The organism is Tessaracoccus sp. MC1679 (assembly GCF_014164775.1).
Classification (GTDB): domain Bacteria; phylum Actinomycetota; class Actinomycetes; order Propionibacteriales; family Propionibacteriaceae; genus Arachnia.
On record NZ_JACJGB010000012.1, the window covers coordinates 24,443 to 45,837 of the forward strand.

Here is a 21,395-nt window from a genome sequence, read left to right on the forward strand (position 1 = left end):
AGCGATTCAGGTCCTTCAGTCGGTGAGGCCGAGTTGGCGGGCGTAGGAGTGCGCCATGGCGGTTCTCTCCCCGGCGCTCATCGAGTGGGTGTCGGGGCTGTTGACGATAAGCAGGCGTGCTGCGCGTTGCTGGTCGACGAGTCGTTTGCCGGGTTTGCCGTCGATGGCGCGGTGGAGGGTGGCGAGGATCGGCTTCCCGTTCTCCGCCACCACCAGCGCGGTGCGGGTGGGCAGTTCGCGGAGTTGTTCGGGGCGGATCACGGGGGTGTCTTCGCCGTGGGTGGAGATCGAGCCATGCTGCCCGTGCTGCTGGTTCCGTCGAATGACGCGCCTGGTACCGAGGAGGTCGCTGATCTCCCGATTGAAGGCGGAGTCTTTGGAGCCGCCGAAGATGATCAGGGAGTTGGTCAGATCCTTGATCGAACGGGCCTGCTGTTCCCCGAAGATGCGTGTCAGCTGGGCCCAGGTTTGGGAGGCCCAGATGAACGAGATCCCCAACGCCCGCTCGTTCGCCATCCGCGTTGGCAGGGTCGGCAGGGGTGCGGTGGAGGGGAGTTCGTCGAGGCAGGCCAGCATCGGGGGGCACAGCCGGCCGAACCCGCTCTCGTTGGCGAGCTGGAGGGCGGTGTCGAGGACGTGTTCGGCGACGGCGGTCATGAGCGGGGAGGCGGAGACGTAGGGGTCTTCACGGCCGAGCAGGTAGATGGTGCCGTTTTGGCGGATGAGGTCGGCGATGTCGACGGCGGGCCGCCCGTTGCTCGGGACGCAGCGTTCGCGTCGGTCCTTCGTGGCGAAGAGGGCGAGGGCTTGGTCGACGGTGGATTTGGTGTTGCCGGCGGTGCGTTCATCGGTGTTGGTGACCGCGCCGGCGAGGAGTCCGGACCAGTTCGGTTCTGCCATCGGGTGCGAGCGCAGGATCTCCGAGGGGAGGGTGGCGGTGCGGGGGTTCGCGGACCATTCGAGGACGTCGTTCAGCGTGTAGCCGGCCAAGGCTGCGGCGTGCAGGTAGCACTGGATGACTTTCGCGGCTTCGGCGGCGTAGAAGCGGGCGGCGGAGTCGGCCCCGTCTCCCCCACTTCCGAGGGTGCCGGCGCAGAATGCTTTGGCTCGCTTCTCCGCGACGGTGGCGTCGACGCAGCCGTCGATCGGGTCCCAGATCAACTCCGGCAACCCTGGCGCGGTTCCGAACGGGTCGAGGACCGCCACGGGGCCGCGGGCTTGGCGTGCGGCGAGGGTGAGGAGGAGGTCGTCGGGTTTGGTGAGGGTCACCAGGGCAGCGCCTGGGGCCTGGAGGAGGGCGGGGGTGAGGATGTCGAGGGTCTTGCCCGATCCCTGGGCCCCGATGACGCCGGCGGTGCGGTCCCACGGCTGCCACAACGCGACCCCGACCGGGACCTTGCTGGTCCCGATCCGCCACCCCACCTCAGTGGGCTCAAACCTGCCCCTCATCGCCTGTGACCCTTCCGGTACAGGTCGGGGCGGATCACGGCCCGGTTAGCGCGGAGACGGCCCAGTCCGAGGAGCTGTTCGGCCTGTCCGGCCGTGGCCATGCCCTTGAAGCGACGGCCTGACGTGACACGCAGCGCAAGGACGATGGCGGCGGCCAGGCCGGCAATGAACACCGCGCCGGCAATCACCCACGCGACCCAGACTGTGGCGACGCCGTGGGTGGTGGTGAGGCCGGCGTGGAGGTTGCCGGTGAGGATGCCCCAGCTGCTGGTGACCAGCGCGGCTGACGGTGGCCAGTGCCAGCCGGCGCCGGCGGCGGCGAGGGTGAGGCTGCGGCCGGCCTGGACCGCCACCACCCCGAGGAGGGCGACGAGGGTGAGGGCGCCGACGGCGGGTTCCCAGGTCCAGGCGTAGCCGTCGTCATGCTGCGAATCTGTCATACCCCTGAAGAACCCGGACGAGTCGGGTCCACAGCGCGAACGCATTCAGCACATCGGCCACGTGCCGGCTGGTTCCTGGGCCGGGGAGCACGGAAGCCTCCGGCGATGGGGGGTCGCTGGAGGCTTCCGGCTGGATGGTGTCGATGGACGTCGACACCGCTTTGGGTGTGCTTCCGGACACTACCCGGCGGAGGCAAATCGTGGATACCTACCATCGGCTGCCGTTCGCGTTCAGGCGAGCCGCCGCAGCCGCGGGCTTGGCGGGCTTGTCAGGGGGTGATGGCGATGGCGATCCAGCCATAGGTGCTGTCGGGGTCGAGGATCAGGGTGACGTCGACGGCTGTGCCGGTGTCGAGGCGGTGGCGGGTGGTGATCTGCATGGGATCGGCGTCGATCACATGGGTGGGGCCGTGCTGGGTGCCGGCGGCGGGGGTGAAGCGGGGGTCGTCGAAGGCGGCGATCAGCGCCTCCGCCGCCACACCCTCGAGGCGCTCACGTCTCAGCTGCTGGTCGGCGGTCAACCAGCCGACGACGAACTCGCTGGCCGCGGTGACCGCCGCCACGATCTGGGCATCCTCGGGCGGCTCATGGGGATGCGCCTCCACCGTGGATGGGGTGGTGTGGAGTTCGTCGGCGCCGACCCAGCCCTCGGTCGGTCCGCTCTCCCCCACCACCCCGGGCGAGGGAGCCCGACCTGCGGTGGTCTCGACCGGGGTGGGTGTCTGGTTCGGGGTGGAGCTGCAGCCGGAGAGCAGTAGCGCGGCGAGCACTGCGGTGAGGAGGTGGGTGGTTGGGTGTGGGGTCATGGGGTGAGTCCTCGGGTGCGCAGCCAGCGGTCGGGGTCGGTGGGGGTGCCGCCGATGCGGACTTCGAGGTGGAGGTGGGCTCCGGTGACGTTCCCGGTGGCGCCCACGGAGCCGATGACGGTGCCGGCGGTCACGCGTTGCCCGACGGTGACGGTGATGGCGGATTGGTGGGCGTAGTAGAACACGGTGCCATCGGAGGTGGTGAGGGTGGTGAGGTTGCCGTAGGCGCCGGCAGACTCGGTGCGGGTGATGGTGCCGGCGGTGATGGCTTTGATGGGGGTGCCGGTGGGGGCGGCGAAGTCGAGTCCGGTGTGGGCCTTCTTCCACCGGGGTCCTGTGTCGCCGAAGCGGGAGGTGAGGCGGTAGCGGTCGACGGGCAGCACCACCGAGCCCGACGCAGCCTTGGTGGTGGCGGTTCCTTGGGTGCCGTGGACGGAGATGTGGACGTGGTCCAGATGCGCCGCTGACGGGTCGGGGCCGGTGTAGCAGGACGCGGTTTGGCCGCAGCGTCGCCAGCCCTCGTCGGCCTTGGCGGTGGACCAGAGGTGTTCGCGCCAGATCACATAGGTGACTCCCAGCGCGGCGGCGTTGGCGCGGGCCCATTCCGCGATCTCCGTGCCGAGGGCGATGCCGGCTGGGGAGAAGTAGTTGGGGATCATCACGTCGACGGCGCGACCGGTCCCGTGATCTTTCGGGTCGCCGGGGCGGACGCCGAGCAGCGATCGGATCTGCGGCCATCTGGAATGGATACAGCGCATCACGCGCAGCGCGTCGGGGGTCTGGCCCTGCTCGGACGGCATTCCCGTGGGTGCACAGTCCAGGTCGGCGTCGAGGGGTCCGCAGTGGGCGAGACCTGCGGGTTGGCCGGCGAACAGGGCGACCAGGGTGCGAGCGAGGCCTTCGTGGCGTGCGTAGGCGTCGGGGTAGGCAGACACCTGCACCTTCTGCGCCGCCTCGGCGACCGTGAGCTGCTGCCAGCCGTCGATGTCGACCAGGCCGGGGATGTGCCATCCGGCGCGGGTGGTGTGGCCGAGGTAGAAGGTGCGGGCCTGGTAGGCGTCGTCGGCCAGAATCGTGAGGTTCTCTTGTTGGGTGGTGCCGTCGGCGTACCAGCCGACCAGGGAGCGTTGCTGGAACAGTCCGACGTCGCCGTCCGAGTTCGGGGTCGCGGCGGCGGGGTGGGCGCCGAGGACCGATTCCTGCATGGCGGTGGCGATCCCGACCACCGCACCGGCCGGGCCTGCGCCGGTGTCGAGGGCGGCGGCGTAGATGAGGGCGGCGCGGTTCATCTGCCCCGCATCCAACTCGATGCCGACCGGGGTGTCGCCGGCCCAGCCGGCGCACGTGGCGCTGACGGTCTGCGTCGCTGTCTGGGGTCCGGCCAGGGCGCCGGCGAACACGAGGATCGGCGCCAAAGGCACCGTCAGCGCCGCTGCAATGACGACAAGTGCCTTCCACATCAGGTCTGCAGTTTCTGGTTGGTGTCGGTCAGGGGCAGTTCGAGGTCGGGGTGGAGGGTGAGCGCGACCTTGTGGAGGCGTGGCCCCACGGCGATGAGGGCTCGGCCTTTGCCGCCCATGGCCCAGCCGGTGACGATGTCGCGGGCGACCGGCCCCAGCTCGAGGAGCTGCTCCAGGTCGTCGGCGACCTCGGCGTCTTGGCCGAAGAGGACCTTGATGTCACCCAGGTGGAGGAGGTCCTTGGCGATCTGCTGCGCCTGCGACCCGGCATGCCCCGCCCCAAGGTAGTCCGAGGGTTTGTGGGCGTTGGCGATCTCAATATCCCCATGCGACCGCGACAGCCGAAGATCCGCGTCGAAGGAGGACACGGCACCGGTACCGAGGCGCAGTTGTCGCCAGACTTCGTCGCGGACATTGATCCTGCGCCGACCACTGACTTGGCGCATGGCGGTGCCCCACGAGTTGAGACACATCAACGCCATCCCGACGGCATCGTCGCCCAGCGGCATCAACCTCGACAGCGACAGGGATTGGATCGGCGCAGTCCAATCGATGGTGACGGTGGTGGGGGCGTCGAAGATCCCTGCGAACACACCGGAGATGAGTTGCGCGACCGCGTCCCGCAACAGGCGGGTGTCGTCGAGGAACGTGTGCCGGTCCGGGTATCGCAGCTCCGCGATCAGGTGGTCGCTGGGTGAGTGCAACTGCTGCCACACCTCAGGGATCACAATCGGCCGCAGCTCGCGGGTATCGGTGGTGGCGTGAGTGAGCTCAACGAGGACGGCTTTGAGGACCTGTTCCTCCGTTGGTCCCACCGCCACTTTCCTGTCGCCGATGCTCTGGGAGCCGATCAACGACCGGAGGAGGACGAGCCAGCGTCCGAAGATGATCGCCTGCCTGCGGTGCTGCTCCTCCCTGTCGAGCTGGCCCCAGTTTGTGGCGAGAGGTCCGGGGTCGAGGGGGTTGAGGCGGGTGGGCATGCCGGGGCCGATGGCGAAGGGTTCGACGCCGAAGTGACGGCACATCAGCTCGTACTCGTCCTTCGGATCCCCCAGGATCAGGGCCTGGTAGCCGAAGGCGAACATTCGGTTGAGGAACGCTTTGACCCAGGCGGATTTCCCGCGGCCGGGTTTCCCGAACACGAAGATGTTGGGGTTGGTGACGGGGATGGAGTCGTTGAGGACCCAGCCGTGGGGGTCGACGTAGAAGGTGGCGCCGTTGCTCATGTCGGTGCCCATCGGGGCCCCGGTCGGCGGCAGAGGGCTGGCGGTGAGGAAGGGCCAGAACACGCCGGCCTGGTCGGAGGTCATCTGGTACCGCTTCACCGCGGGCCGCGCCGCCACCCACCCCGCCCCCTTCACTGGTCGGCCGCGCCACGGCGGGGCGGAGGTGAACTCGCGGGCCGGCCGCTCATCCACGGTGGCTGGTCTTGTGGGGAGGTCGTGGCCGAAGTCGGCGAGGAGGCGGTTGATGCTGCGGGCCATCATTGGTGCCTGGTGGTGAGGCTGACCCCGAGTGGGAGGGTGGCGGTGACGAAGGCCAGGTCCTGGGACATGTCGAGGCGCTGGGGGGCCATGCCGCCGCGGCGGATCGCGGCATCCAGCCGTCGGCCGAACTCCGCCACCGGCGCGGTCGCGGGGACGGTGGTGGAGCAGAGGGCGTAGGGGTGGCTGAGGGTGGCGCCCATCGCGAGCTGCACCTCGACCCGGTCCAGTTTCGCCTGGCGGCGGTGGTCTTTGGCTCCGGTGCGGACTCCGAGCCGGTCCTTCAACCCTTGGCCGAGGCTTTGGCCGAACTCCTGCTGGGCCGCCTTCCGGTCCGCGGCGGACTGCTTCTCGATCGGGAATACGATCGCCACGCTGCGCCGCTCCACCGCCTCGCTGGGGGCAAGGACGTGTCCCCAGCCGCCCATCGTCGCGCCACGCTCGGGCAGCTTCACCGTCGCAGTGACCGTCGCCCACGCATCATGCGCATAATGCCGAACCGCCGCATACGCCTGTGACGGGCCGGCCAGCGCCCACGGCACAGAAGCACACGCCTGCAGATCGTTGGCTGCGTCGTGGGCGGCGGCGATGAGGCCGGCGCGGTCGCCGGGGGCGAACCCGAGCCTGACGACCTGCGCGAGTTCGGGGGAGGTGAGCCATTCGATGTTGCGTGCGCCGATGGGGCCGGTGACTACTGCTCCGATCTCGGCGGCCAGGGAGAGGAGGGTGTTCATCCGGCCATCGGTGGCGCCGCCCATGTGTCTGGCTTCTTTGCTGAGGCGGTTGTCGGGGATGACGAGGGTGATGAAGGCTTCGGTGTGGACACCGGCCTGGGACCAGCGCAGGTGCTCGATCTGTGTGGCCACGGACGTGACGGGGGCATCGGGGGTGATGTTGGCGCGTAGCCACAGTTCCCGCTCGGTGCAGTCATCGGGGGTGGTGCGCACCATCAGGTGGATCTCGGAGATCAGCTCCCCTCGGGCGGCGGTGTCCAGGAGTTCGGTCAGGCCGTCGGTGTACCGGTTGCACAGGGCGTCGGTGGCCATCGCGATCCCTTCGTGCTCGATCCGGGCGGTGATCGCCCACGTCCTGGCTGCGCAGTGTTTGATCACCGCGATCCGCCTTTGGGTGAGTCCGATGGGTGGGCCGTCGAGGACCTCGACGCCGGTCAGGGCTCCGGGCATGTCGAGCTCGTCCAGGTCGCGGAGGGTGCCGGTGGCGGCCTTTGACCGGAAGGTGAGCCAGCCGTTCAGGCCGGCGATGGCGAACGCGGCGGCGGCGGCGAGCCAGCCGACGGCGGGGCGTCCGCCGAGGGGGACGACGGTGAGGAACAGCAGCAGCAGCCATACCGGCACCCACATGATCCCGGCCAGCCAGCGCTGTGAGCTGATCGCCATCCACGCCGGGAACGTCGCCACCGACAGGAACAGCAGCTGGGGGACGGTCAGGCCCCAGATCACGCCGGCCTTCGGGGTGGTGAACGCGTCAAAGGTTCTGGCCGCCATTGTGGTCCTCCGCTTCTCTCACAGCCACAGGAGGCTGCGCCGCACGCTGCGGCTGGGTTGATGTGACGGCGCCGAGCTGCGCCGGATGAGGAGCGCGGCGGATGTCGCCTGCCGGGTCGTACGGGTAGGACGGGTCGCCGGCCCCCATCCCGGAGGTGGTGTCGTTGACCAGCCCGGTGGCGCGGGCGCCGACCTGCTGGAACCCGTCGACGAGCTTCTTCGCGCCGAGGATCACCCCCGCCGCCACCACCCCCACCGGCCCAGCCACCGCACCCACACCAGCAGCACCAGCGGCCGCTCCCCCACCAGCTGCAGCACCCGCGCCGGCTGCAGCTCCCCCAGCAACGCCAGCGGAGCCGCCCACGGCTCCCCCGGCTCCGCCGCCGCCGGCCCCCGCCGCGGCAGGGCTGAAGCTGGAGCTCTGCGCCGCAGCGGCACGGCTCGCGGTGGCCGACTCCCCCGCACCAGCAACTCCCCCACCACCAGAGCCTCCGCTGCTGCGGGTCACAGCGGTGTGGGCGTGGCCGGCGGCTGAGGAGGCGCCGGTGGTGCCGGCCAGGCCGGCGCGGAACGAGGCCCCGCTGGTGGTGCCCGGATCGACGAACGCCAACAGCCGGAACAGAGCCACCGGGGAGAGGGCCGCGACGGCGATCATCACCACGGATGGCAACGCCAGAGCGACGGCCTCCTGGGCGGAGTCCTCCATCCCCAGCGAGACGCCGGTGGCCAGATGTACCCCCAACCCGAGCATCAGCGTCATCAACAAGGGCGCGATAGCGGCGGCATGGAACCAGCGAAACGCCTTCCAGAACCATGATTCGAACGGCTTGTACATCAGTCCGGCCGCGGCGATCGGTGCGGTGGCGGCGATCACGATCAGCGACACCGCCCGGCCCAGCATCACCACCAGATGCGCCAACGCGGCCAGCCACAACACCAACCCCAGCAACATGAGCACGGTGGCGGTGGTGCCGGTCATCACCCCTTCGGTGAAGTCCAGACCGGTAGGCTCCCAGTCGGCAAGATCCGCTGTGCCCAGCAGCTGGATCCGCAGCGCCGTGTTGAGTCCCTCCACAGCCGTGACCAGGGCGGCGCCGTAGGTGTACCAGAGGGCGCAGACCAGCAGAAACTTCACCGCACCGAAGATGGCGCCGCCAAGGGAGAGGGCGTCTCGGCGGAGGACGGTGCCGACCAGCTGCACGATCAGCAGCATCAACGCCAACGAGAGACCGAGCCAGAGGGTGAGGCCGTAGACCGACCACAGCGCCGACGAGGACCCGTCAGGGTTGAGGTTGGGGGTGAGGAACCAGTCCCCCAGCTGCAGGATCGCCCGCATCACCCACAACCCGGCCCCCCACACCGCCATGCAGATCGCCACCCACGCATCCACCACAATCTGACCCCCCGCCGCGGCCAGATCACCGAACAACTCCCCGATCTGCTCCCACATCTCAGGCGTCCCGCCATTGCAGCCAGCCCGCCGCGACAGCGAGTTCGGTGCCCGGCCACGTCGACGGCCCCGGCACCGGATGCGCACCCTCCGCGATCAGCCACCGGTCGCCCTGCCAGGTCATGCGTTCGCAATGCCCATAGGCCAGGCGGGCCTGGTCGCGGAACGTGTAGGTGATCTCCACCAACACACACACCACATGCCAGCCGTCGCCGTCCGAGCCCTTCACCAGGCCCGCCGAGGGGATCACCGTCAGTGACGCCCCCGGTGGCAGACCTGCCGGCATCTTCCCGGCGGTCAGGAACGACTGAATCAACCCCAACACCGGCCACGACCCCATCGAGCCAGTGGGGTCCTCGAACCAGGACTGCTGCACCCGCTGCGCATGACCCAGATCCATCGAGCCGAGGACGGAGACCAGGATCTCCCCCAACTGCCCCACCGCACCCTCCGGCGTCTTCGGGTAGCCAGTCGGGATCCCCTCCGCCCCGACCTGATCAACCAGGGGAATGTTGATCGTCGGCAGGGTTCCGAGGGCAGGGGTGCCGCCCGTCGCGTCCGCCGGCGCCACCGGCAGCATCGGTGCGGCCGCGATCTCATCGCGGATCGAGACGCCGCCGGCCGGCAGCGAATCGACGACCTGACCCGTTGTGCGGGTGGTGGGGTCGTCGGCGACGGCGAAGTAGACGGCGAACCCCAGGCCGGAGAGCAGCAGCAACGCCACCGAAGTGACGGCGGCCAGCAAGGTGAGGTGCGCGCGATCGGGCCTCATGGTTAGCGGGTAACGCAGCCGTCGCCGAGGAACCCCGACAAGATGCCCGGGATCACGAGGTAGAGCAGGGCGGCGCCGAGGACGACGAACACCCCGATCAGGCCGCCCTTCGACACGTGCGGCATCGAGAACACCTTGCCCATGATCACCGCCGCCACCGCCGCCAGGATCCCCGCCGGGAACGCCACCCACACCAGAGCCCACGAGAACCAGCCCAGGAACTCGTCCACCAGGACCTGCGCCCCCGCCGGCGCGACCGGGCACACCATCCCCCGCCCCTCCGCAGGCACCACCACACCCGCAGACACGGCCTCGGCTACGAACTGAACGATCATGAAATTTCCTCCACACACGACTTGATGACATCGACCGCGGACCGCAGCCGACGAGGAAGCGGATCGGCAGTAACCCCACCAACCCGAAGAGACGCACATTCCGGCACCAGCAGCAGCCGCCCCTCGGCCGCTGCCGCGGCGCGCAGCCTCGGCCCGCACACCGAACCGACCGGTTTGGGCAGCACCCTTCCCGGGACACCGGTGATCGCTGGCACCACCCGCACACCTTCGAGGGTGTCGAGGCGGGCGTTGAGACGCCGCACGCTCGGCACCGAACACGCCGCCACCACTACCAACACAGACACCGCCGGCAGAGGCTCGGCCCAAGCGCCGAGGTCCAGGACCGTGACCCCTGCGCTGGTGTCGGGGAGGATCGTGGCGTCGGGGTCGGTGCGGCGCTCGAGCCGCAGCCCGTCGCGGGACCCGATACTCCAACCGTCCTCGAGGCCGAGTTCAGCCGACGACGCGGCCGCCAACCCCGAGGTGTGCGGCGCGGTGAGCTCCACCAGGCGGCCGGCGCCGAGGGCCTCGGCGATCGCCAACGCCACCGTCGTGGTCCCCACACCACCCGAGACACCGACCACGCCCACCACCACCTCAGCCGCAGCTGGCAGCTCCGCCATCGCTGCTGCGGTGGCCGTTTCGGGTCGGGGGGTCGGGTCGGTGGTGAAAGCGCCGGAGTGGAGGGCGGTGTAGGCGGCGCGCAGCTCAGCCAGCGAGAACGTGGCGGTGGTCATCGCTGCGCCCCCAAGGCGGCCTTCAGCTCCTCCGGCGGAACATCCAGCAACTGACGGCGGGCATCCAGAGCGTGCTGCAGCTGCTGGGTCCAGAACACCAACTGGTCGCAGGCCTCCGCCTCGCCCTTCGCAGCAACGATCAGCTGCTGCGTCTCCTCATCCGACATCTCCGTGGCCCCTTTCGCTGTCCTCGTGCTGTCCTGCCCCCTATGAACCCGGTCCAATCCCGGCCAGCGCGTAAACAAGTTCCAGCGACTCCACGCAGACAGGGAGCCCCTACGTGCCGGGCAGGAGGGAAGCCGGCTACCAGCGGCTGCTTGACCGTGGGAGGTGCAGGCAGGATTCCTGCTGAAGGGCCGGCGGGGCGGGGCAAGCCAGCGACGTCGTGCGGGCCGGAGTGTTCAGAGCGCAGCAGCAATGCCCGGTGAGCCGGCGTCAGGCACCGACCCGGAGTGGGCACTCCATCACGAACGCCCTAGGAACAATCTGGTGACCCTGGCGTCATGCCGCCGGCAGCAGTGGAGGAAGAGGCCGCCCGTGATCGAAGCCTCTCAGCACGGAGCCAATTCGGTCTCGGACAGCGCCGCCCGCCAACTCCCGTCGGGCATCTGCTCCATGAGGACCATGACCTTCATCGTCTGATCGGGCTGGATGACGCTCTCGCCGGGCTGGCCGGTGTCGATGTCGACGGTCTGCAAGTGTGTTGGGTCGAAACAGAAGTTGATTTCCGAGGTGGTGACTCCATCGGTGTCGGTGGTCGGCTCAGCGATCACCGCGTCACGGAAGATCACATACCCCTTGCGGATCAGGTTGTTGTTCCGAAGCCGAACGATTCCAGCGACCGAATCGGTGGCTTCCTGACCCGTGCTGACGAGCTGGATCTCCGTCAGATCGGTCAGGTCGGGATTCCGGGTGAACTTGTCCATGGTGATCTCGTGGGTTTCCCAGGCGGCGCGGATCTTGGCCTGCACCGCAGACTCTCCGGCTGGCCGGTCGGGGAACCACTCTTGGCTCCCGGAGGGTTCGGCATTCGGGGATGGGCTCGGCGTCGTGGAGGGTGAGGCCGGCGCAGCGCTGGTTGTCACCATCGTCGGGGACGTGGACGGGCTGCCGGCAGATTGAGTGCCCGGCGAACAGCCGGCGAGGACCGCGCACGTGGCGGTCATGGCTACGGCTACTACCGCTGCACGTCGTGGGTTCATGGTCTAGATCATCTCCAACAGATCGATCACCGACTCGCCTCACCCGATTCGAGCGGCGACCAGTGTCGGTGGAACTCAGGGTCGGTGTGCAGTCCTCGATGTGCGCGGGCAGACCGTCGAATGGGTCAGGCGGCGGTGCTGCGGGCTGCTTCGCGGAGGACCGTCAACGCTTTCCTGGCGCGGTACTGCAGCTGGTCGACGGTTTGTCCGGGCTGGACCAGCTGCACACACGCCGAGCGGGCGGTGATACCCGCGCTGGACCGCGACGTGATCCCGTCCTCGTGGGCTGTGACCGCCAGCGCGACCAGCAGATCCATATCCTCCCTGCTGAGCCCCGCCTCGGTCACCGCCCACCAGTACAGGTCGGTGGTGTGCAGTGGCCTCATGTAGGCCCCGCGATGATTGAGGCGCTCCACCGCTTCGAAGTCCAGCGTGGCCCGATCCCGCCAGATCCGCTCCGCGGTCTCTCCCCAGCCGAAGTCGCGGTCGATCGCCCGACCGACGCGGCGGGCGACCCCCTGCGGGATCCAGCCCTTCATCGGATCGTCCCACGGATACTGCGCCACCTCGGTCCACAGATAGCCAGCCGCCACATCCTCCAGATGCCTCACGTCAGGGGTCATGGAGGCCCGCCGCATAACGGTCGCCTCACATGCGGGCAGCACCAGGAACACCAGCACCGCTGTCGCGGCGGTCCGTGACTCCTCCACCAACGTCAGCCGGCCCAACGCGAGGAACATCTCCCGGTCCTCCTGCCAGTCGACATCATCCATCCGCCACTGCGCGACCTCCCGGTGCGAGGCGAACCGGGTCAGCAGGGGCTCGTCCCTGGTCCAATGCGGCCAGGTGTCGTCGGCGGCCTGAAGTAGAGGGTCGAGATGGAGGGCGGCGCGCACGCTCATCGCAGGGGTCCTTTCGCGGTTGGTTCGCGATGAACCTCCCGCGGGCACCTCTCCCGTTCCCTACCCCCACACCCCGCCCCACGAGGGGTACGCGACCCCGATTCGGCGTCTGACTACGGGCGATGAACCTACCCCCGAAACTTCACCAGGCCGCTGGACAGCCACGCTCCAAGGCATGGAGCTATGGGGTGGGGTCAGGCGCTCTGCGGGTCTCTAGCCGCGCCGACGTTCACTGTCCCGGGGCTCCGGGGGCGTTGTGATCGTTTCACCCACCGCGGTGGACAGCGCTGTGCACAACGCCGGGTGCGGTCCCTCAGTTCTGGGTTCCCCAGTCGGGGCGGGGATGGTTGCGCGCCATCCATTTCTGGCTTCGGCCCAGGACGGCGGCGATCTCCGCCGACGTGACCCGGCTCCGCTGCAGCGACGCGATCAACGACGGTGTTTCCTCGGGTGCCGCCCGCAGCAGGTCGTCGCGTTCCTCCCCGGTCAGGCGCCGCCACCGCGCCTTGACTGGTCTCGGCTCCGCCAGAGCCGTCTGGCGGTTCTCTAGCTCGGTTAGGCGGGTGGCGCGGCAGTCGTCGCACAGCTTCCCCGGCACCGTCAGGATCGTGCCGCACCGCCCACACGGATGCGGGCGCCGCCGCGGCCGCCCCGCCGACACGACCGCCAACGACTCCTCATCAGCGATCCCGTGCCGATCCCGATACACCCGGACCGTGAGCTCATGGGAACGGGCCAGATGGATACCGAGACTGGCGAACCGCTGCCCACACTCATGACACAAGACCCCCTCGGCGGTGCGATCCACCCTCCCCCACACGCCACGGCCACTCGGATCCCCAACCCTCAGATCGGCCGCGGTGGGCAGCCCCAAACCCCGCTTGACCCTCCTCGCATGGAAAACACACAGCGGACCAGCCGTCAGCGTCATGCACCCGAACGCCCCACACCGAGACACGCCCACGGTCACAGATCCTCCCGGGTGCTCGGAGGGCCGAAGATCGGGTCGAGGACAGCGGCCACCCTGGCGATCTGGTCGTCAAGGAGTGCGTCCGTGACGGCCTCGAGTCGTTCCTTGCGGCGCCACGCGGCCCACTTGGCCTGGGCAACCTGCCCGTAGCCCGCCAGCACGCGGCTGACCGGTTGGAGGAGCACACCCCGGTGGGCAGCCACCGCCGCCGCGGCGAGACGCAGATCGTCGCGGTTGATCCCCTGAACGGCCAGCTGGACGATGTCGACGTAGTCGCGCCAGCGGGTGCTCGTGATCCCGCGCTCCAGGATCGTCACCCCCTTCTCCGCGATGCTGGTCTCAGCGGCATAGCCGAGCACCTCGATCGGATCACCGTCGACACGCTCGATACGCACCATCCGCGGTGGCGGGACGATCGGATCCCCGGTGGAGACATCCCAGGCCGCGACACCTCGCCACACCCCGATCCCGGCCCCGACCCGCACCCGGAACCCGGGATAGTCAGCCTCCTCGCGGATCTCAGCCACCTCGATGCTGCCCACGTCGAAGACAACCCCATCGTCGAGCTCCATCGCGGCCAGGTCCCGCACCACCTCGACCAGATGTGCCGGCGTCACATCCGCAGAGATCGCGTTCACATCGACATCCTTGGTGGCTCGCCGCCACCCGTACGAGGCCAGCAGGATCCCTCCCTTGATCACAAAAGCATCACCATGGCGGCTACGAGTCAGCCGGTCGAGGAACGACTCCAAAACATGCCGGGTCAGATACTCCTGAGTCGGCGCCGGGCTCCCGGTCTTCGACGCCGTCGACCGCGCCGCCGCCTGCAAACGGCGGAACACCTCCTCCCCCGTGCTCACGTCAACGCCTCCAACGCCGCCAACGTCGGCGCCTTAGCACGGGGCAACACGAGGGCCAGCTCAACCAGGCGGGCCGGTTTACCGCCCCGCCGCAGCCACTCCTTCAACGCATCCCGTGCCAACTCGTAGCCCACCTCCCCGCGGAGCCGGAACGCGTCAACGATCGACCGCTCCGCCGAGTACAACCCGATCCGCAGATCCGACCCCGGAATGAGCACCTCCACACGTCCCACACCGAACGTGTCACGGTCAAAGGAATGCCACACGATCGAACCGCCGCCGGCAGGGATCCTCGACCCACGAGGGATCGCCACATCCAACCCAGCCGGAATCTCGTCAGTGAGTTCATGATGGGCCAGCGCCGAGGCAAGACAGACCGTCGCATCCCGACGCCGCCTCGCGGCCTCAACCAGATCCCAGTCCACGCCCGCGTCATCAACCGGCACGTAGATCCCCCGAGCGATCCGCTCGTACCGACCATCCCGGGCAGCCCGATACAACCCACTCCGAGACAGACCCACCTGGTGCGCCGTAGCCGGTGTCAACGTCCCCACCCCACCCACCCCCTTTGAAATGATCCGTAGACAGCTAATGCTACCTGATGACGGATCAGCTCAAGGGTTGGCTGTGCAGAACAGGACCCCGTGCCCTCGTCAGAGCGGGAGTAATCCCCGGCGCATACCTCCTGGACGAGTTGGGGCCCTTCCGAGCCCGCCTACAGATCCTCTGAGCCGAGCTTGCCTGATCCGTCATGGAGCCGACCGCTATATAGGGGTCCATACTGCGCCCTATATAGGCGCTACATAGGGGCAGCCAGGCTTGCACACACCAGCAGCCTGCGGCGGTCACCATCCACCCCACCCCCGAGCGCAAGCGACCCGCCACAGCGCACCGCGCCGACCGCCCAGTGCCCCGCGGAGGGCAGAGTCAGTTCGTCAACGGCTTCGACGGCCGGCGCTTCTCGTCAGCGAGTCCGCAGACCCTGGGGCGAGCTAGCAGGAGACCGGGATTCTGGGCGGAGAGGACATGTAGAAGCTCCGTCAGCAGGGTCTCGACGAGCTTGTCGACGTACTCGGGTGGATAGCTGACGACCGGATCGTCCACCACGCCGACGTCCTCACCCTCAAAGGCGCCAGCTACCGACTCCGCAACCGAGGCGTCGACCCTCCCCAGCATCCGCACCACCACCGAAACCCCCAGCTAAACTACCCACACCCGTCCAGTTTTCGCCCGTCGAAACCGACCAGTTTCGGGCGTCGTCCACACACAGGCCTCCGCCTCTCCGCGGTCACGATCAGCTGCTGCGTCTCCTCATCCAACATGCCACGGTCACCCCTTCTCTCTTGCCTTTGCTGGTCCTGCCCTCTTAGAACCCGGACCAGCATCAGCCAGCGCGTAACCGACGGCCTAGGACTTTCCTCGTGGTTCGGAGCTGCGGCCACGGCCTACGCGGGGGTAGCTGTGTGGGCTGTGCGGTTGGGCGGCTTCGGTGCGGGTGGCTGCCTCGTGGAGCACCCGGAGTGCGCGACTGACCCGGTACTGCACCGGTCGGCGGACTGGGCCGACCAGTGCAGATACACCGGGCTTAGTAGTCACACCGGCCTCGATTGGTGTCGGAGTGCTCCGGCACAATGGCTAGGTGTCCAGCCGAGCCCTTCCGAGCCTTCGCCCGATCACCGACGACCTCTCCGCTGATTGGGCAGCGCCGTGTCCCCGCCGCCTGCGGCCGTTCTCGGTTTCCCTCCGGGGCTCCCGGAGTCGTTCCACGCTGACCTCGAGGAGGTCTCTCTCACTAGCGGCAGATCACAGATGAGCGTCTCCAAGGTCAGCCCTGCACAGCGTCAGGATGAGGACTACACGCTGCGGTGGCCCCCCACGCTCTTGAAGAGGGAGCTCTCCCGAGAACTCAACCATCGCACCGTCAAGGACTGGGGAGAACGCTGTGAGCTGCTGCTGGAGCAGGCCTTCGTGAGCCGGCGTGCTGTGGACGACTTCCGAGCTCATCAACCAGAGCCAGCCGATCCCTGGGGCCGGTCGATGGTTTCGGCCGCGCCACGACTGACTGATCAGCAGCGCTGGCTGCAGCAGCTACTCAGCAGGGTAGACACGTTGCCCACTATCACCACCACAGCAAGACCGTACTTCTCCCAACGCCATGCGGTCTCGACAAGGACGGCTGCGAGGTCTATCGAGTCAGCGGCAGGGCTGTTCGTGAGTCTGTTCAGCGAGCTTGAAGACCTTGGCTACTTTGAGGAGACGATGGGGAAGGATTGCCCAGACGATCCCACAGCCGTCGACCCCGCTGATGCAATCGCGCTGAAGCTGTCCCGCCCTGGTTTGTGGCCCATCGATCCGGAGCTATGCCGCAAGGACCCGACGCTGCTGTTCGATCTGATCGAGGTTCTTCACGATCTTGTGTCTGCCCCTCGTGCCAGGTGGATGCACCCCTTCGGAGGTTGTGGCTGGCATCACGGTGACTACTCGGGTTCACGAGGTCAGGAGGTCTACAGGTGGCGCGTCAACAGGCTCCTTGAAGACTCGGCAGCAGACCTCTACCTCGCTGAGGCTGGGGAGGATCGCGGCCGTCTCGTCCATGTCCTCGATCCCGCACGTCACGAACTGATCGAGAAGATGACCGACCCAGCACGCGAACCTCGCGACGATGTCTTGCACGCCATCGCTCTCTACCGATCGCGAGGTGCCACAGTGCAGGACAAGACGTCCGCCAATCGGGCCCTTGCAGGTGTACTTGAGGAACGGCGGGCGCTGCTCAAAGACGTGCTGGTCACGAAGGATGAGTCCGCTCTGTTCGAGATCGCCAACAAGTTCTCCATCCGTCACAAGGATGCTCGCCAACGCTCTGACTACGACCCCGTGTTCCTGGACTGGATCTTCTGGTGGTACCTCGCCACAGTCGAGCTGACAACTCGAGTCCTCGACTCACGAGTGTCAGCAGCACGTGGCGCTACTGGCGTCGCTCAAGCTGCAAGGGTCGGCGACGACGCGCAGGGCGGGACGGGAGATCCACTCGTTACTCGCCCAAGAGGCCCGGCCCCGCACGGAGCCTGGCCATCTGTCGAGCAGAAGGAAACACCATGACCGATCAGGGACTTCTGTCGAGATGCACTGCAGTTTGTACGACTTCCCGCGTACCAGTTTGTGAATCGGGGTGCTGGCCCGCGATTCGTACAAAGTAGGGCGGCCGCCCTCAGCGGCTGACGCCTGTGACCGAGTGTTCAGTGCGCGCTGTATAGTTCAGTCCATGCTGACTATTGCTTCGCGTCTCGACGTGATGAACCGCCTGGGTCGTGCACTGGCCGACCCCACTCGATCCCGGATCATCTTGACCCTGCTCGACCATCCCGCTTACCCGGCGGAACTGGCCCGAGATCTGGACCTGACACGCCCGAACGTGTCCAACCACCTGGCATGCCTGCGCGATTGCGGGATCGTCGTCTCCGAGCCCGAGGGTCGTCGGACACGATATGAGATCGCCGATTCGCACCTGGCGCAGGCGCTGACGGCACTGGTCGATGCCACCCTGACAGTGGACGAAGACGCCCCGTGCATCGATCCCGCCTGCTCGCTTCCCGGATGCGACGCAGCTGGGGAGGGCGCATGATCCTCACCTCGGTCTTGCAGGCGATGGGCCTGTTCGCAGCGACCAACATCGACGACATCATCGTGCTCTCCCTCTTCTTCGCGCGAGGGGCAGGCCAGCGCGGCACTACCGCCCGCATTCTGGCCGGCCAGTACCTCGGATTCGCCGGCATCCTCGGTGCCGCGGTCCTGGTGACCATCGGTGCCGGAGCATTCCTGCCCTCGGCAGCCATCCCGTACTTCGGTCTCATCCCTCTGGGCCTCGGCCTCTGGGCCGCATGGCAAGCCTGGCGCGGAGACGATGACGACGATGACGACGAGGCCAAGGTTGCCGGCAAGAAGGTCGGCGTGTGGACAGTCGCAGGCGTCACCCTTGCCAACGGCGGCGACAACATCGGCGTCTACACCCCTGTCTTCCTCAGCGTGGAACCTCTCGCAGTAGTCGCCTACTGCATCGTCTTCCTCGCGCTCGTCGCGGTCCTGGTGGCCCTGGCAAAGTTCGTCGCCACCCGCCCCCCGATCGCCGAAGTGCTCGAACGCTGGGAGCACATCCTCTTCCCCATCGTTCTCATCGGCCTCGGCATCGTGATCCTCGTCAGCGGCGGAGCCTTCGGACTCTGACGTAGCGGCAGCGATCCAAACGGCCCCGACCGGGCGCACCCCTCTCGGTTCAGACCGCGACACCTACCTGCAGCCAGTCCTGCGTGCCACATGGTGCAGAGCCATGGGCATCCGCGAACTCTGGAACGCGCTTCGGTCCAGTCTCCAAAGCCGAGAGATGATCGACGCAGCAGACGCACTGGCCGCCAGACAGTGGATCAAGCGGAGACTCGCGGCCGCGAATTGTTGATGGTCGTCGCCGCGTCATACTCGGATCCGCGCACCCACGAACTACCCGCGGCCAAACCCGTGTAACGGTCGATTGACGCCCACTGCCGACATTCCTCGATCACCGGGCAACCCGAGCACAAACGCATGGCCGGCTCCGCCGCGCTAGCAGCCTCAGCCCCATCCCGCGCAAAACGGTGGGCCACCTCTGCCGCTGTCCAAGCATTGCCAGGGACTGCACAGTGGCCGAACAAGGCCAAGACTCCGGCAAGGTCAGCGGCCGTGCGTCGTCGATAGTCACGCATGACTTGCTGCGCACGCCACCGTTCACGATTGGCCCGGAGCCTCCGTCGCGGACTCATGTACTGAACTCTCGATGAGAAACCATGCCCAAAGTGGCTCATCCCAATCGAGGGTGTAGTCGCGGTCTGGAAGTCGCCGGCTTTGAGTAGTGGCCTAGCGATAGTTGATGAGGTTTCGGAACCCACGCGCGGAAGTCACAGAGGTGTTCGAGTCATCCGTTGATCGCCTTGGCCGGGGCGTCGTAGGTGCCGGGCGGTCACGCTCTTAGCATGCTGACGCTCAGCTCGGGAGGCCCAGCTCACCATGAGTTTGTTACTTACCCTACCGGTAGGTAGAGTTGTCGATATGAGTACTAGTGCACCTGCCCACCGACCGTCGGCGCGAGGCGGCGTTCTCGCCAGCACTCTTGCGTGGGCCCGCACTGGCGCCTCTGTCTCCCTGGTGTCCGCAGCTCGCGCTGCAGGAATCACTAAGGCTGGCCTGATGTACCACTTCCCAACCAAGGAAGCACTGATGACCGCCGTCATCGACCACCTCCTCGACGGCTACGAGCGGGATCTGGCCGCCCGCCTGGCTACCACCAACCCAAACGTACCCACGATCAGCGAACGCCTCGCCGCCTACGTTGACTGGGCTTGCGACGGGCCGTTCGACTACGGCGACCTGGTCATGTTCACCGACCCCCGCCTGCGCGAGCCGCTCACCGAGCGATGGAACAGCCGCATGGGGGCCTGGGTCGACGTCCCCGAGACCCTTCCGGCCGACCAGCGGGCCCGCCTCCACGGCGTCCGACTCTTGGCCGACGGCATCTGGCTCAACACCGCCGGCAACGGCATCGCCCTATCCGACGAGGACACCGACGCCATTCGAGCACTCGCACACCACCTCATCCAGGAGAACTCATGACCAAGTGGCTACTGCTCGCGGGGGCCATCCTCAGCGAGGTCACCGGTTCGCTGTCGCTGAAGGGAGCACTCGATCGACCCGGACTGTACGTGCTCGTCGCGGCTGGCTACATCGCCTCGTTCATTCTCCTCGCCCTCGTTCTGCGTCAGGGCATGGCGCTGGGCGTCGCCTACGGCATTTGGGGCGCCCTCGGTGTCGCCACCACCGCCGTGATGTCGTCGCTGATCTTCGATGAAACCCTCACCGCACTCATGGGCGTCGGCATCGTCCTCATCATTGCCGGCGTCCTCACCGTCGAACTCGGCTCCCAGCACGCGGTCAAGAACCTCGAAGAAGCCACCTGATGGCTTACCTGTTCCTCCTCGGAGCCATCATTGCCGAGGTCAGCGCTACCCTCTCGCTGCGCATGGCAGCTACTGGCGTCCGCGCCTACTACGCCGCCGTCGCCGGCGGCTACCTCCTGGCCTTCGCGTTTCTCACCCTCGCCCTTAATGAGGGCCTGGGCCTCGGTGTCGCTTACGGCATCTGGGCAGCGTCCGGAGTTGCCCTAACGGCCGTCGCGTCCAAAGCCCTCTTCAAGGAGCCGCTCACCGCGCTCATGATGGGCGGCATCGCACTCATCATCGCCGGCGTTCTTCTCGTCGAGCTCGGCGCCCTGCACTGACTGAGATCCCCATCCCCACGACGTCGTCGCTCACAACGGAGCAAGGCCTTGGCAACGGGCTTCTGATGAGGTGTACTCGTTGATCGAAGCGACTCCGGCGCGACGGTGGCTAGATCGTGGTCGAGGTCTTCGGAAGATGACGTTCCACGCCTGACATCCGGAGGTCTGACGTCGTTGCCTGTCGCTACCGCTCGGGCCCGCTTCGCTCGCCCGGACCTGACAACGTTCTGCCGACTCGACGAACTCGACCTCGTCGTGACCGGCCAGCGCCTCGAGCCCGACCGCGCGGTGCTCGCCTGCAGAGTCCTGACCCCGGACGAGTGGTGTCGACGCTGCGGCGCCGAAGGCGCTGCTCGGGACACCGTGATCCGTCGGCTCGCGCACGAGCCGCTGGGGTGGCGACCGACGGTGTTGGAGGTCGCGGTGCGTCGCTACCGCTGCACCGGCTGCGGGCACGTGTGGCGCCAAGACACCACCCGTGCGGCCGAGCCGCGGTCGAAGCTCTCGCGCCGTGGGCTGCGGTGGGCGCTCGAAGCGCTGGTCGTGCAGCACCTCACCGTCACCCGGATCGCCGAGGGACTCGACGTCGCCTGGGACACCGCCAACGACGCCGTGCTTGCTGAAGGCCGACGTGTTCTCATCGACGACCCGGCCCGCTTCGACGGCGTGAGGGTCATCGGCGTCGATGAGCACGTCGTGCGCCACGAGGCGCTGTTGTATCG

General features: G+C 67.7%; 23 protein-coding genes and 3 pseudogenes. 7 read left to right on the forward strand and 19 right to left on the reverse strand.

All coding sequences use genetic code 11. The features are described 5' to 3' along the window. Positions 1–15: 15 nt before the first annotated feature. The 19 genes and pseudogenes from H5398_RS15865 to H5398_RS15945 form a co-directional block, all read right to left on the reverse strand. Positions 16–1,449 (reverse strand): type IV secretory system conjugative DNA transfer family protein, encoded by a 1,434-nt coding sequence (locus tag H5398_RS15865; RefSeq protein WP_182800743.1) that lies wholly within the window; start codon positions 1,447–1,449, stop codon positions 16–18. Beyond that, positions 1,446–1,889 (reverse strand): hypothetical protein, encoded by a 444-nt coding sequence (locus H5398_RS15870; RefSeq protein WP_182800744.1) that lies wholly within the window; start codon positions 1,887–1,889, stop codon positions 1,446–1,448. Before H5398_RS15870 ends, H5398_RS15865 begins: the two co-directional genes overlap by 4 nt. A 269-nt stretch (positions 1,890–2,158) precedes the next feature. Next, on the reverse strand, positions 2,159–2,695 hold the full coding sequence (locus H5398_RS15875; protein ID WP_182800745.1) for a hypothetical protein: 537 nt from the start codon (positions 2,693–2,695) through the stop codon (positions 2,159–2,161). Beyond that, on the reverse strand, positions 2,692–4,155 hold the full coding sequence (locus tag H5398_RS16945) for a M23 family metallopeptidase (RefSeq protein WP_220489595.1): 1,464 nt from the start codon (positions 4,153–4,155) through the stop codon (positions 2,692–2,694). The genes H5398_RS15875 and H5398_RS16945 overlap by 4 nt, the downstream gene beginning before the upstream one ends. Next, complete coding sequence (locus H5398_RS15885; RefSeq protein WP_255443811.1) at positions 4,155–5,639, reverse strand: ATP-binding protein; 1,485 nt, start codon at positions 5,637–5,639, stop codon at positions 4,155–4,157. Before H5398_RS15885 ends, H5398_RS16945 begins: the two co-directional genes overlap by 1 nt. After that, positions 5,639–7,144: an SCO6880 family protein gene (locus tag H5398_RS15890; protein WP_182800747.1), complete on the reverse strand. Its 1,506-nt coding sequence runs from the start codon at positions 7,142–7,144 to the stop codon at positions 5,639–5,641. The genes H5398_RS15885 and H5398_RS15890 overlap by 1 nt, the downstream gene beginning before the upstream one ends. After that, a complete protein-coding gene (locus H5398_RS15895) occupies positions 7,125–8,594 on the reverse strand; it encodes a hypothetical protein (protein ID WP_182800748.1) in 1,470 nt (489 codons plus the stop codon). The genes H5398_RS15890 and H5398_RS15895 overlap by 20 nt, the downstream gene beginning before the upstream one ends. Position 8,595: 1 nt before the next feature. Then, positions 8,596–9,366 (reverse strand): hypothetical protein, encoded by a 771-nt coding sequence (locus H5398_RS15900; protein WP_182800749.1) that lies wholly within the window; start codon positions 9,364–9,366, stop codon positions 8,596–8,598. A gap of 2 nt (positions 9,367–9,368) precedes the next feature. Next, positions 9,369–9,701, reverse strand: a complete 333-nt coding sequence (locus H5398_RS15905; protein WP_139280153.1) for a hypothetical protein — start codon at positions 9,699–9,701, stop codon at positions 9,369–9,371. Continuing rightward, positions 9,698–10,438, reverse strand: coding sequence for a hypothetical protein (locus H5398_RS15910; RefSeq protein WP_182800750.1), 741 nt, complete (start codon positions 10,436–10,438; stop codon positions 9,698–9,700). Before H5398_RS15910 ends, H5398_RS15905 begins: the two co-directional genes overlap by 4 nt. Then, a complete protein-coding gene (locus tag H5398_RS15915; RefSeq protein WP_182800751.1) occupies positions 10,435–10,605 on the reverse strand; it encodes a hypothetical protein in 171 nt (56 codons plus the stop codon). Before H5398_RS15915 ends, H5398_RS15910 begins: the two co-directional genes overlap by 4 nt. Before the next feature lie 384 nt (positions 10,606–10,989). Next, entirely contained in the window at positions 10,990–11,409 is a 420-nt protein-coding gene (locus H5398_RS15920; RefSeq protein WP_182800752.1) for a hypothetical protein, read from the reverse strand. 356 nt (positions 11,410–11,765) lie between these two features. Next, the gene (locus tag H5398_RS15925) at positions 11,766–12,542 is read right to left on the reverse strand and encodes a hypothetical protein (protein WP_182800753.1); all 777 of its coding nucleotides are present in this window, start codon (positions 12,540–12,542) and stop codon (positions 11,766–11,768) included. A gap of 313 nt (positions 12,543–12,855) precedes the next feature. Next, positions 12,856–13,140 (reverse strand): hypothetical protein, encoded by a 285-nt coding sequence (locus H5398_RS17570; protein ID WP_255443812.1) that lies wholly within the window; start codon positions 13,138–13,140, stop codon positions 12,856–12,858. 54 nt (positions 13,141–13,194) lie between these two features. Next, a pseudogene (locus H5398_RS17965) lies at positions 13,195–13,473 on the reverse strand (MucR family transcriptional regulator); the annotation flags it as partial. Between the two features lie 35 nt (positions 13,474–13,508). Next, positions 13,509–14,372 carry a nucleotidyl transferase AbiEii/AbiGii toxin family protein gene (locus H5398_RS15935; RefSeq protein ID WP_182800755.1) on the reverse strand — a complete coding sequence of 288 codons (864 nt, stop codon included), beginning with the start codon at positions 14,370–14,372 and terminating at the stop codon, positions 13,509–13,511. Then, a complete protein-coding gene (locus H5398_RS17970; protein ID WP_370586157.1) occupies positions 14,369–14,638 on the reverse strand; it encodes a hypothetical protein in 270 nt (89 codons plus the stop codon). The genes H5398_RS15935 and H5398_RS17970 overlap by 4 nt, the downstream gene beginning before the upstream one ends. 186 nt (positions 14,639–14,824) lie before the next feature. Then, positions 14,825–14,935: pseudogene (locus H5398_RS17975) on the reverse strand (type IV toxin-antitoxin system AbiEi family antitoxin domain-containing protein); the annotation flags it as partial. 364 nt (positions 14,936–15,299) lie between these two features. Continuing rightward, complete coding sequence (locus H5398_RS15945; protein WP_182784852.1) at positions 15,300–15,557, reverse strand: hypothetical protein; 258 nt, start codon at positions 15,555–15,557, stop codon at positions 15,300–15,302. 624 nt (positions 15,558–16,181) lie between these two features. Between H5398_RS15945 and H5398_RS15950 the strand changes: the two genes are divergently transcribed. From H5398_RS15950 to H5398_RS15980, 7 genes and pseudogenes are all read left to right on the forward strand, one after another. Beyond that, the gene (locus tag H5398_RS15950) at positions 16,182–17,471 is read left to right on the forward strand and encodes a hypothetical protein (RefSeq protein ID WP_182784850.1); all 1,290 of its coding nucleotides are present in this window, start codon (positions 16,182–16,184) and stop codon (positions 17,469–17,471) included. 163 nt (positions 17,472–17,634) lie between these two features. Further along, positions 17,635–17,994, forward strand: coding sequence for a helix-turn-helix transcriptional regulator (locus H5398_RS15955; RefSeq protein WP_182800757.1), 360 nt, complete (start codon positions 17,635–17,637; stop codon positions 17,992–17,994). Further along, the gene (locus H5398_RS15960) at positions 17,991–18,593 is read left to right on the forward strand and encodes a cadmium resistance transporter (RefSeq protein ID WP_016997609.1); all 603 of its coding nucleotides are present in this window, start codon (positions 17,991–17,993) and stop codon (positions 18,591–18,593) included. The genes H5398_RS15955 and H5398_RS15960 overlap by 4 nt, the downstream gene beginning before the upstream one ends. 993 nt (positions 18,594–19,586) lie before the next feature. Further along, positions 19,587–20,009, forward strand: coding sequence for a TetR/AcrR family transcriptional regulator (locus tag H5398_RS15965; protein ID WP_160126279.1), 423 nt, complete (start codon positions 19,587–19,589; stop codon positions 20,007–20,009). Further along, complete coding sequence (locus H5398_RS15970; RefSeq protein ID WP_006947560.1) at positions 20,006–20,353, forward strand: multidrug efflux SMR transporter; 348 nt, start codon at positions 20,006–20,008, stop codon at positions 20,351–20,353. The genes H5398_RS15965 and H5398_RS15970 overlap by 4 nt, the downstream gene beginning before the upstream one ends. After that, positions 20,353–20,673, forward strand: a complete 321-nt coding sequence (locus tag H5398_RS15975; protein WP_006947550.1) for a multidrug efflux SMR transporter — start codon at positions 20,353–20,355, stop codon at positions 20,671–20,673. Before H5398_RS15970 ends, H5398_RS15975 begins: the two co-directional genes overlap by 1 nt. A 174-nt stretch (positions 20,674–20,847) precedes the next feature. Continuing rightward, a pseudogene (locus H5398_RS15980) lies at positions 20,848–21,378 on the forward strand (ISL3 family transposase); the annotation flags it as partial. Between the last annotated feature and the right edge of the window lie 17 nt (positions 21,379–21,395).

Excerpts from the sequence above, each read along its gene's own strand:
- H5398_RS15865 (WP_182800743.1), bottom strand. The coding sequence starts at position 1,449 with ATGAGGGGCAGGTTTGAGCCCACTGAGGTGGGGTGGCGGATCGGGACC.
- H5398_RS15870 (WP_182800744.1), bottom strand. The coding sequence starts at position 1,889 with ATGACAGATTCGCAGCATGACGACGGCTACGCCTGGACCTGGGAACCC.
- H5398_RS15875 (WP_182800745.1), bottom strand. The coding sequence starts at position 2,695 with ATGACCCCACACCCAACCACCCACCTCCTCACCGCAGTGCTCGCCGCG.
- H5398_RS16945 (WP_220489595.1), bottom strand. The coding sequence starts at position 4,155 with ATGTGGAAGGCACTTGTCGTCATTGCAGCGGCGCTGACGGTGCCTTTG.
- H5398_RS15885 (WP_255443811.1), bottom strand. The coding sequence starts at position 5,639 with ATGGCCCGCAGCATCAACCGCCTCCTCGCCGACTTCGGCCACGACCTC.
- H5398_RS15890 (WP_182800747.1), bottom strand. The coding sequence starts at position 7,144 with ATGGCGGCCAGAACCTTTGACGCGTTCACCACCCCGAAGGCCGGCGTG.
- H5398_RS15895 (WP_182800748.1), bottom strand. The coding sequence starts at position 8,594 with ATGTGGGAGCAGATCGGGGAGTTGTTCGGTGATCTGGCCGCGGCGGGG.
- H5398_RS15900 (WP_182800749.1), bottom strand. The coding sequence starts at position 9,366 with ATGAGGCCCGATCGCGCGCACCTCACCTTGCTGGCCGCCGTCACTTCG.
- H5398_RS15905 (WP_139280153.1), bottom strand. The coding sequence starts at position 9,701 with ATGATCGTTCAGTTCGTAGCCGAGGCCGTGTCTGCGGGTGTGGTGGTG.
- H5398_RS15910 (WP_182800750.1), bottom strand. The coding sequence starts at position 10,438 with ATGACCACCGCCACGTTCTCGCTGGCTGAGCTGCGCGCCGCCTACACC.
- H5398_RS15915 (WP_182800751.1), bottom strand. The coding sequence starts at position 10,605 with ATGTCGGATGAGGAGACGCAGCAGCTGATCGTTGCTGCGAAGGGCGAG.
- H5398_RS15925 (WP_182800753.1), bottom strand. The coding sequence starts at position 12,542 with ATGAGCGTGCGCGCCGCCCTCCATCTCGACCCTCTACTTCAGGCCGCC.
- H5398_RS15950 (WP_182784850.1), top strand. The coding sequence starts at position 16,182 with ATGAGCGTCTCCAAGGTCAGCCCTGCACAGCGTCAGGATGAGGACTAC.
- H5398_RS15955 (WP_182800757.1), top strand. The coding sequence starts at position 17,635 with ATGCTGACTATTGCTTCGCGTCTCGACGTGATGAACCGCCTGGGTCGT.
- H5398_RS15960 (WP_016997609.1), top strand. The coding sequence starts at position 17,991 with ATGATCCTCACCTCGGTCTTGCAGGCGATGGGCCTGTTCGCAGCGACC.
- H5398_RS15965 (WP_160126279.1), top strand. The coding sequence starts at position 19,587 with ATGTACCACTTCCCAACCAAGGAAGCACTGATGACCGCCGTCATCGAC.
- H5398_RS15970 (WP_006947560.1), top strand. The coding sequence starts at position 20,006 with ATGACCAAGTGGCTACTGCTCGCGGGGGCCATCCTCAGCGAGGTCACC.
- H5398_RS15975 (WP_006947550.1), top strand. The coding sequence starts at position 20,353 with ATGGCTTACCTGTTCCTCCTCGGAGCCATCATTGCCGAGGTCAGCGCT.